The organism is Streptomyces sp. NPDC054783, assembly GCF_053611725.1.
Genome location: NZ_JBSHAY010000014.1, coordinates 168,293 through 177,638 on the forward strand (window position 1 = coordinate 168,293; position 9,346 = coordinate 177,638).

The following is a 9,346-nucleotide window of genomic DNA, read 5'->3' on the forward strand; positions in this document are numbered from 1 at the left end:
GTGATCAGCAACGGCAGTGAGTTCAGTCTTTCGCCGCCGGAGCCCGTGGCTGCCGTGCCGCGGGACAGGGCCGGCGGGCTGGTGCCCGTCGAGGACACGGTGCGCGAGGAGATGGCGCGCAAGGCCGCCGCCCACGTCGCCTCGCTCGCCTCGCTCGACGCCCGCTCACCCGAGTTCGCGGGCAAGGTCGGCGAGATCACCGCGCTCGGTTCCGGCGAGCTGCGCACCGCCGCCGCCCAGTCCAACCGGATGCTGGAGCGGACCCTGCGCAGCCTGCCCGACCGGGGCGGAGACGCCCAGGCGAAGGTCGCCGGCTCGCTCGTGGAGCTGCGCCGGGTCGTGGAGGACCTGGACCCGCGCGACCTGCCCGCGAGCAGGGGAAGGAAGCTGCTGTCCCGGCTGCCCGGCGGCAACAGGCTGCGCGACCACGTCGCCAAATTCTCCTCCGCACAGGGCGTGTTGAACGGGATCGTGGAGGCGCTGCGCGGCGGCCAGGACGAACTGCGGCGCGACAACGCCGCGTTGCAGACCGAGCGGGTCCGGCTGTGGGAGACCATGGGCAGGCTCCAGGAGTGCGTCGTCCTCACCGAGGCCCTGGACGGCACCGTGGAGGAGCACATCGCCTCTGTCGGCGACCCCCGGCAGGCCGACGCCCTCCGCGCCGACGTGCTCTTCCCCCTCCGGCAGAAGCACCAGGACCTGCTCACCCAGCTCGCGGTGTGCGCCCAGGGCTACCTGGCCATGGACGTCGTACGCCGCAACAACAACGAGCTGATCAAGGGCGTCGACCGGGCGGCCACGACCACCCTGTCCGCGCTGCGCGTCTCGGTGATCCTGGCCTCCGCGCTGGACCGGCAGAAGAAGGTGATCGAGCAGGTCGACGCCCTGCGCGGGACCACAGAGGAACTCATCCGGGGCAACGCCGAGATGCTCTCCTCGCAGGGCGAGGAGATCCAGCGGATCGCCGCCGACCCGGCCGTCGGCGCGGAGACGCTGCGCAGCGCGTTCCAGCAGATCTACCGCACGCTCGATGCGATCGACAGCTACAAGGCGCAGGCGACCGAGGTGATGGCCTCGACGGTCGCTTCGCTGACCGACGAACTGCACAGCGCCACCGCATACTTGGAGCGCAGCAGGTCCCAGGGCGCACTGGAGGGCCCGCCGGCATGAGACGACGACGTTCCGCACCCGCCCTGCTCGCCGTGACGGCCGTGACAGCGGCCCTGCTCGGCGGCTGCACGTCCGCGGACCACAAGGACGACCCGGCCGCGCCGCAGCCCGGCACCCTGCGCGTGCTCGCCTCCAGCGAGCTCAGCGACATGACCGCCGTCCTCGACCGGGTCCGCAGGGACACCGGCATCACCGTCCGGCCCACCTACATGGGCACCCTGGACGCCGTCGACCTGCTCGCCAGGGGCAAGGCCGACGGCCGTTACGACGCGCTGTGGCTGTCCTCGGACGACTATCTGCGGCTGCGGCCCGACGCGGCGAGGAAGGTGGTGTCCGAGACCCCGGTGATGTCCAGCCCGGTCGCCATCGGCGTCAAGCCGGCCACCGTAAGGGCGCTCGGCTGGCAGCCCCAGCAGGTGACGTGGGGGCAGATCGAGCAGGCCGTACAGGACGGGAAGCTGACCTACGGCATGACCGACCCGGCCCGCTCCAACTCCGGCTTCTCCACACTGATCTCGGTCGCCTCGGCCCTCTCGGGCGCCCAGTCCGCACTCACGGACGCCGATGTCGCCAAGGCCACACCGAAGCTGAAGGAGTTCTTCAAGGGCCAGAAGCTGACCTCGGGTTCCTCGGGCTGGCTGGCCACCGCCTACAAACGGCGCGGCACCGTCGACGCCCTGCTCAACTACGAGTCGGTGCTCAAGGGCATCCCGGGCCTCACCGTGATCCGCCCCCGCGACGGCGTCGTCACCGCCGACTACCCGCTCTCCTCGCTCGCCTCCACCGGCGCACGCACCCGCGAGGACGTCCGCAAGGTCACCGAGGACCTGCGCACCGACGCCGTGCAGAGGCTCATCACCGGCACCACCCACCGCCGCCCGGTCGTCGCCTCGGTCCCGCCCGCGCCCGGCCTGGACACCGGCCGCCGCCGCGAACTCCCCTTCCCCGGCAGCCGTTCCGTGGCCGACGGGCTGCTGCACGCCTACGAGAACGAACTGCGCCGCCCCTCCCGCACGGTGTACGTCCTCGACACCTCCGGCTCGATGGCGGGCGACCGGCTGAAGGCGCTGAAGAAGGCGCTGACCGGCCTCACCGGTGACTTCCGCGAACGCGAGGAGGTGACACTGATGCCGTTCGGCTCGGACGTGAAGAGCGTGCGCACCCATGTCGTCGACCCCAAGGACCCGAAGGCGGGCCTGGACGCCATCCGCCGGGACACCGACGCCCTCGGCGCCGACGGCGGCACCGCGATCTACACCTCGCTGGAGGAGGCGTACGACCATCTCGGCGACGGCAAGGACACGTTCACCTCGATCGTGCTGATGACCGACGGCGAGAACACCGCCGGCGCCGGGGCCGGCGACTTCGACGGCTTCTACCGCTCGCTCACCGGCATCCGGCGGGACACCCCCGTCTTTCCGGTCCTCTTCGGCGACTCCTCCCGTACGGAGCTGCAGCACATCGCCGACCTGACCGGCGGCCGTCTCTTCGACGCCCGGCAGGGCTCGCTGGACGGCGCCTTCGAGGAGATCCGTGGCTACCAGTAGGTTCCTCGGCTACCTGGAGTCCCGCAAGAACCTCACCGGCGGCGCCTGCGGGCTCGTCGGGCTGGTGCTGACGTTCACCGGGACCGCGGGAGCGTACTGGCCGGCCGTGGTCGCGGGCCTGTACGGCGCGGGCGCGCTGATCGCCCCGCCGGAACGGCCCGCCGTGCCCGACTTCCCGGGCCCGTCGGCCCAGCTGGACGCGATCCGGGCCGACTTCGGGAAGCTGCGCGGCTATCTCGGGGACGTCGAGCTGCCGGCCACGTCCGCCGACTGGCTCGCGGAGATCACCGAGCTGCTGACCGCGCTGCTGGAACCGGGCTGGGTCGCCGAGGCCCTGGCCCAGGACCCGGAGGGCGTGCACACGGTGTCCCGCGCGGTACGGCAGGACATCCCGGAGGCCGTCGACGCCTACGTGCACACCCGCTGGTGGACCCGGCTGACTCCGGGCACCGAGTCACCGGACGCGCACCTGGACCGCCAGCTGGCCCTGCTCCGCGAGGAGGCCGAACACCTGGCCTCGGCCCTGCGGGACAGGGAGGCGCGCAGACAGGAGTCGCACACGCGGTATCTGGAGGAGCGCAACAACTGAGGCCGGGGCCCCGCACGCCTTTCTGCGGGGCCCCGGTGGGTGGTCACCACGGCCGGTCGTGACGATCGCTGGTCAGGGCATCCGGACCGGCCGTGGAGTCTTCGACGGACTGTTCAGCCCAGGCGCTCCACCAGCGCGTGGTACTGGTCCCACAGCTCCTTCGGGGTGTGGTCGCCGAAGGTGTTGAGGTGCTCGGGGACGAGTGCCGCCTCCTCGCGCCAGACCTCCTTGTCGACCGTCAGCAGGAAGTCGAGGTCCGACTCGGAGAGTTCGAGGCCGTTGGTGTCCAGGGCCTCCTTGGCCGGAAGGATGCCGATCGGCGTCTCGACGCCCTCGGCCCTGCCGTCCAGGCGCTCCACGATCCACTTCAGGACGCGGGAGTTCTCGCCGAAGCCGGGCCAGACGAACTTGCCCTCGTCGTTCTTGCGGAACCAGTTGACGTAGTAGATCTTCGGCAGCTTGGACTGGTCCTTGTCCTTGGCCACGTCGATCCAGTGGGCCATGTAGTCGCCCATGTTGTAGCCGCAGAACGGCAGCATCGCGAACGGGTCGCGGCGCAGCTCGCCGACCTTGCCCTCGGCGGCGGCGGTCTTCTCGGAGGCCACGTTGGCGCCGAGGAAGACGCCGTGGTTCCAGTCGAAGGACTCGGTCACCAGCGGGACCGCACTGGCGCGGCGGCCTCCGAAGAGGATCGCCGAGATCGGCACGCCCTTGGGGTCCTCCCACTCGGGCGCGATGATCGGGCACTGGGAGGCGGGGGTGGTGAAGCGGGCGTTGGGGTGGGCGGCCGGGGTCCCGGACGCCGGCGTCCAGTCGTTGCCCTTCCAGTCCGTCAGGTGGGCCGGGGTCTCCTCCGTCATGCCCTCCCACCACACGTCGCCGTCGTCGGTGAGGGCGACGTTGGTGAAGACGGAGTTGCCCCACAGGGTCTTCATCGCGTTGGCGTTGGTGTGCTCGCCGGTGCCGGGCGCGACGCCGAAGAAGCCGGCCTCGGGGTTGATCGCGTACAGGCGGCCGTCCTCGCCGAAGCGCATCCAGGCGATGTCGTCGCCGATGGTCTCCACGGTCCAGCCGGAGACCGTGGGCTCCAGCATGGCGAGGTTGGTCTTGCCGCAGGCGCTCGGGAAGGCGGCGGCGACGTACTTGGACTCGCCCTGCGGCGGGGTGAGCTTGAGGATCAGCATGTGCTCGGCCAGCCAGCCCTCGTCACGCGCCATGACCGAGGCGATACGCAGCGCGTAGCACTTCTTGCCGAGCAGGGCGTTGCCGCCGTAGCCGGAGCCGTAGGACCAGATCTCGCGCGACTCGGGGAAGTGCGAGATGTACTTGGTGGAGTTGCACGGCCACGCAACGTCCTCCTGGCCCTCCTCCAGCGGGGCGCCGAGGGAGTGGACGGCCTTCACGAAGAAGCCGTTGTCGCCGAGTTCGTCCAGGACGGCCTGGCCCATGCGCGTCATCGTGCGCATCGAGACGGCGACGTAGGCGGAGTCGGTGATCTCCACGCCGGTCGCGGACAGCGGGGAGCCGAGCGGGCCCATGCAGAACGGGACGACGTACATGGTGCGGCCCCGCATGGAGCCCCGGAACAGGCCCTTCTCGCCGCTGAAGATCTCCCGCATCTCGGCGGGGGCCTTCCAGTGGTTGGTCGGGCCCGCGTCCTCCTCCTTCTCGGAGCAGATGAAGGTGCGGTCCTCCACGCGCGCGACGTCGGTCGGGTCGGAGGCGGCGTAGTAGGAGTTCGGGCGCTTGATCGGGTCGAGCTTCTTGAAGGTGCCCTTGGCCACGAGCTCGTCGCAGAGCCGCTCGTACTCCGCCTCGGAGCCGTCACACCAGACCACACTGTCCGGCTGCGTCAGTTCGGCGATCTCGTTGACCCAGGAGATCAGTTCCTGGTGGTTGGTGGGAACGCTGGAAGCCGAGTTGTCGCGCGCCACGGTTGCTCCTAAGTGAGGGATTTTGTCCTTGTGGCCCCGTGGGGGCTGCGACCCGGATGCTTCATGGTGCTCATCCGGTGCCGACCGCACTCATTTGATCATCCGTCGTGCATGCGCATATGTCCAGGGGGCCTCACAGGTGAGCGGAGTGAGGAAGACCACGGTTTCCAGGCCTGTTTGCGTTCCCTTTACGTCCAGGTTTGTGTCACCTGAAGGTCTTTTTGCGTTCGATCGACCAAGACCCGCGCTGACACCCGACTTACGGTGCCGTAGGTACCATGCCCCGCATGACTGCGTCCGTCCCCGACGCGCCCACGGACACGCCGGCCCCCGGCCGCGGTCCCGCGCTCTCGCTGCCGCAACAGGTCAAGCCGAAACTCCGCGGCTGGCTGCACCTCGGTATGTTTCCGGCCGTGCTCACAGCGGGCCTCGTGCTCACCGCCCTCGCCGACTCCACCAGAGGCCGCATCGCCTGCGGGATCTACGTCCTGACGGCCTGCCTGCTCTTCGGCGTCAGCGCGCTGTACCACCGGGGCAACTGGAGCCCCCGGATGGACGGCGTCCTGCGCCGCCTGGATCACGCCAACATCTTCCTGATCATCGCGGGCACGTACACCCCGCTGACCATGCTGCTCCTGCCCGCAGCCAAGGGCCAGTGGCTGCTGTGGGGCATCTGGGCCGCCGCCGCGGCCGGCATCGTCTTCCGCGTCTTCTGGGTGGGCGCCCCGCGCTGGCTCTACACGCCCTGCTACATCGCGATGGGCTGGGCGGCCGTGTTCTTCCTGCCCGACTTCCTGCGCACCGGCGGCATCGCGGTCCTGGTCCTGGTCGTCGTCGGCGGCCTGCTCTACAGCGCCGGCGGCGTGGTCTACGGCATCAAGCGCCCCAACCCGTCACCGCGCTGGTTCGGCTTCCACGAGGTCTTCCACTCCTTCACCCTCGCGGCGTTCGTCGTCCACTACGTCGGCATCTCGCTGGTGGCCTACCAGCACGCGTAGGCCCGACTCCCTCCCCCTCGCGGCCACGGCTCACCAGCCGTGGCCGTTTTCGTATGCCTGAAAGCAACCGAAGTCAACTGTCCATTGACAGTCGTGTGCTTTTGAGATCTACTCTCATTTCATGGTTACTGTCACTCACGCCGACGACGAGACGCGGCGCGACCCCCGCCGCTGGTGGGCCCTCGGAGCCCTGGTCGCGAGCATGCTGGTGCTCGCCTTCGACTCGACGATCCTCAACGTGGCCCTGCCGACCATGGCCGCACAGCTCGGCGCCACGACCGGGCAGCAGCAGTGGACGGCGGACGCGTACATCGTCGTGTTCGCCGCGCTGATGCTCCCGGCGGGCCTGCTCGGCGACCGGTTCGGCCGGCGCCGGATGCTCATCGCCGGACTCGCCGTCTTCCTGGGCGGCTCGGTGCTGGGCGCCCTGGCCGGTGACGTGAACGCCGTGATCGCCGCCCGCGCCGTGATGGGCGTCGGCGCCGCGCTGATCATGCCGCTGTCACTGTCCGTGCTGCCCGCGATGTTCGCCCCGGACGAGCGCGGCAAGGCCGTCACCCTGATCACCACCGCCTCGGCGCTCGGCATGCCGCTCGGCCCGCTGGTCGGCGGCTGGCTGCTGGGCCACTTCTGGTGGGGCTCGGTCTTCCTGATCAACATCCCGATGGCCGCGCTCGGCATCGCCGCCTGCGTGTTCCTGCTGCCCGAGACGCGCGACCCGGCGAGCCCGAAGGTCGACACCGCCTCCACCGCGCTCACCGCGACCGGCCTGGGCGCCCTCGTCTACGGAATCATCGAGGCCCCGGACCGTGGCTGGGGCGACGGCCCGGTGCTGGCGATGTTCACCGCGGCCGCCGTCCTGCTCACCGCGCTCGTCCTGCGCGAACGCCGGACGGCCCGGCCCATGCTCGACATGAGCCTGCTGGCCCACCGCGGCTTCCTGCTCAACGCCATCGCCGCGACCCTGGTGATGTTCGTGCTCTCGGGCCTGATGTTCACCGTGCCGACCTACCTCCAGGCGGTGCTCGGCCACGACGCCTTCGGCACCGGCCTGCGGCTGCTGCCGATGACCGGCGGACTGATGATCGCCGCGAAGGGCGCCCAGGGAGCCGTCGCCCGGTTCGGGGCGCGCGCAGTGGTGAGCGCGGGCCTGGTCGTGCTCGCCTTCGCCGCCCTGCTGGGCAGCCGTACCACCACCGACTCCGGTTTCGGCTTCACCGCCGTGTGGCTGACGATCACCGGCCTCGGCTTCGGCTTCGCGGTCGTCCCGGCGATGGACGGCGCGCTCGGCACCCTGCCCGCCGACCGGGCCGGCAGCGGCTCCGGGCTGCTCATGACGCTCCGCCAGGTCGGCGGCGCCATCGGCATCGCCCTGCTCGGCAGCCTCCTCGCGAGCGCCTTCCGGGACCGGCTCGACGTGACCGGGCTGCCGGGACAGGCCGCCCACACCGCCCGGGAGTCCGTGGTCGCCGCGCATGTGGTGGCCGCGCACACCGGCTCGGCCCACCTGGCGGCCTCCGCGAACAGCGCGTACGTCCACGGGATGACGGTGGTGCTGCTGGTGTGCGGGCTCGCCTCCCTCGTGGCGGCCCTGCTCGCGGCACTGCTGCTGCCGAACACCCCGCTCGTACGGGGTACCGAGCGGACGGAGACCCCGGCCGTGGCCGCCCCCGTCACGGATGCCGGACAATGACCGGCATGACGGCCGCACGTTCCCCCCTCCCCTCCGCCGACCGCCCGCAGCCGGGGCTGCGTGAACGCAAGAAGATCAAGACCCGGGAGGCGATCCGCGCGGCGACGTACGCCCTGGTCCGGGAGCAGGGCTACGACGCCACGACGATCGACCAGATCGCCGAGCGGGCCGAGGTGTCGCCGTCGACCGTCTTCCGGTACTTCCCGACCAAGGAGGACATCGTCCTCACGGACGAGTACGACCCGGTCATCCTGGAGGAGATCAAGGCACGGCCCGCCGACGAGCCCTGGTCCGAGACCATCCGGTACGTCCTGCACCGGGCCGTCGAGCTCGGCATGACCGACGACCTCGCGGTGTCCCGGCTGCGCACCCACCTCATGGTCCAGGTCCCCGCGGTGCGCTCGCGGATGATGGAGAGCATGTCGGCCACGGGCCGCATGCTCTGCCAGGCCATCGGCGAGCGCACCGGCCGCGACCCCGACGGCCTGGAGGTCCGCGTCTACGCCATGTCCCTGATCGGCGGCCTGATGGAGACCTCCATGTACTGGGCGGAGAACGACCACCGGGACGACTTCACGGCCCTGATCGACCGCGCCCTGGACGTCATGGAGCACGGCCTGCCCAGCGAAAACCGCTGAGGTGCGGGCGCCGTCCCGTGCGATGCTGACGGGGTGAACCGACCCGAGATCCACGTCGAAGTCGCCCCCGCACTGCACCTGTTCGTGCCGCACGCCCGGCGTGCCGGAGCCACGCCCCTGGCCACGGACGGCGTCTCGACGCTCGGCCATGTCATCGAGTCCCTCGGCGTCCCGCTGACCGAGGTCGGCGCGCTGGTCGTGGACGGCCGCGAGGTACCGGCCTCGCACATCCCGAAGGCCGGCGAGACGGTGCACGTACGCCCCGTCGAGCGCCCCCAGCGGATCCCCGGTGCGCCCCTGCGGTTCCTCCTCGACGTCCACCTCGGCACGCTCGCCCGCCGCCTGCGCCTGCTCGGCGTGGACACGGCGTACGAGTCGACGGACATCGGCGACCCGGCCCTCGCCACCCGCTCCGCGGCCGAGAAGCGGGTCATGCTCAGCCGCGACCGGGGGCTGCTGCGCCGCCGCGAACTGTGGGCCGGCGCGTTCGTCTACAGCACCCGCCCCGACGACCAGCTGCACGACGTCCTCGACCGCTTCGCCCCCGACCTGCACCCCTGGACCCGCTGCACCGCCTGCAACGGCCTGCTCAAACAGGCCACGAAGGCCGAGGTCGCCGACCAGCTCAAGCACGGCACCCAGCGCTCGTACGACGTGTTCGCCCAGTGCACGGACTGCGGCCGCGCGTACTGGAAGGGCGCACACCACGACAAGCTGGAGGCGGTCGTGGAGCGGGCGTTGAGCATGCGTACCCAGGGGGATTGAGTACGGCAGCCG

General features: G+C 70.8%; 8 protein-coding genes. 7 read left to right on the forward strand and 1 reads right to left on the reverse strand.

Annotation, left to right across the window (positions count from 1 at the left end):
- Genes ACWGJ5_RS24725 through ACWGJ5_RS24735 form a run of 3 tightly spaced genes read left to right on the forward strand, consistent with a single transcriptional unit; the run spans position 1 to position 3,306 of the window.
- Complete coding sequence (locus ACWGJ5_RS24725) at positions 1-1,170, forward strand: toxic anion resistance protein (RefSeq protein ID WP_453311841.1); 1,170 nt, start codon at positions 1-3, stop codon at positions 1,168-1,170.
- Positions 1,167-2,717, forward strand: coding sequence for a substrate-binding domain-containing protein (locus tag ACWGJ5_RS24730; RefSeq protein ID WP_453311842.1), 1,551 nt, complete (start codon positions 1,167-1,169; stop codon positions 2,715-2,717). The genes ACWGJ5_RS24725 and ACWGJ5_RS24730 overlap by 4 nt, the downstream gene beginning before the upstream one ends.
- Positions 2,704-3,306, forward strand: a complete 603-nt coding sequence (locus tag ACWGJ5_RS24735; protein WP_453311843.1) for a hypothetical protein — start codon at positions 2,704-2,706, stop codon at positions 3,304-3,306. The genes ACWGJ5_RS24730 and ACWGJ5_RS24735 overlap by 14 nt, the downstream gene beginning before the upstream one ends.
- 113 nt (positions 3,307-3,419) lie before the next feature.
- Here ACWGJ5_RS24735 and ACWGJ5_RS24740 read toward each other — a convergent pair whose 3' ends face one another.
- Positions 3,420-5,240, reverse strand: a complete 1,821-nt coding sequence (locus ACWGJ5_RS24740) for a phosphoenolpyruvate carboxykinase (GTP) (protein WP_453311844.1) — start codon at positions 5,238-5,240, stop codon at positions 3,420-3,422.
- Between the two features lie 287 nt (positions 5,241-5,527).
- Here ACWGJ5_RS24740 and trhA point away from each other — a divergent pair, with 287 nt between their 5' ends.
- The 4 genes from trhA (at position 5,528) to ACWGJ5_RS24760 (ending at position 9,334) form a co-directional block, all read left to right on the forward strand.
- The gene (trhA, locus tag ACWGJ5_RS24745) at positions 5,528-6,238 is read left to right on the forward strand and encodes a PAQR family membrane homeostasis protein TrhA (RefSeq protein ID WP_453311845.1); all 711 of its coding nucleotides are present in this window, start codon (positions 5,528-5,530) and stop codon (positions 6,236-6,238) included.
- A 121-nt stretch (positions 6,239-6,359) separates the two neighbouring features.
- On the forward strand, positions 6,360-7,931 hold the full coding sequence (locus ACWGJ5_RS24750) for a DHA2 family efflux MFS transporter permease subunit (RefSeq protein ID WP_453311846.1): 1,572 nt from the start codon (positions 6,360-6,362) through the stop codon (positions 7,929-7,931).
- Positions 7,932-7,936: 5 nt separating this feature from the next.
- Entirely contained in the window at positions 7,937-8,569 is a 633-nt protein-coding gene (locus ACWGJ5_RS24755) for a TetR/AcrR family transcriptional regulator (protein ID WP_453311847.1), read from the forward strand.
- Positions 8,570-8,602: 33 nt separating this feature from the next.
- Positions 8,603-9,334 (forward strand): Mut7-C RNAse domain-containing protein, encoded by a 732-nt coding sequence (locus ACWGJ5_RS24760; RefSeq protein WP_453311848.1) that lies wholly within the window; start codon positions 8,603-8,605, stop codon positions 9,332-9,334.
- Positions 9,335-9,346 lie beyond the last annotated feature (12 nt).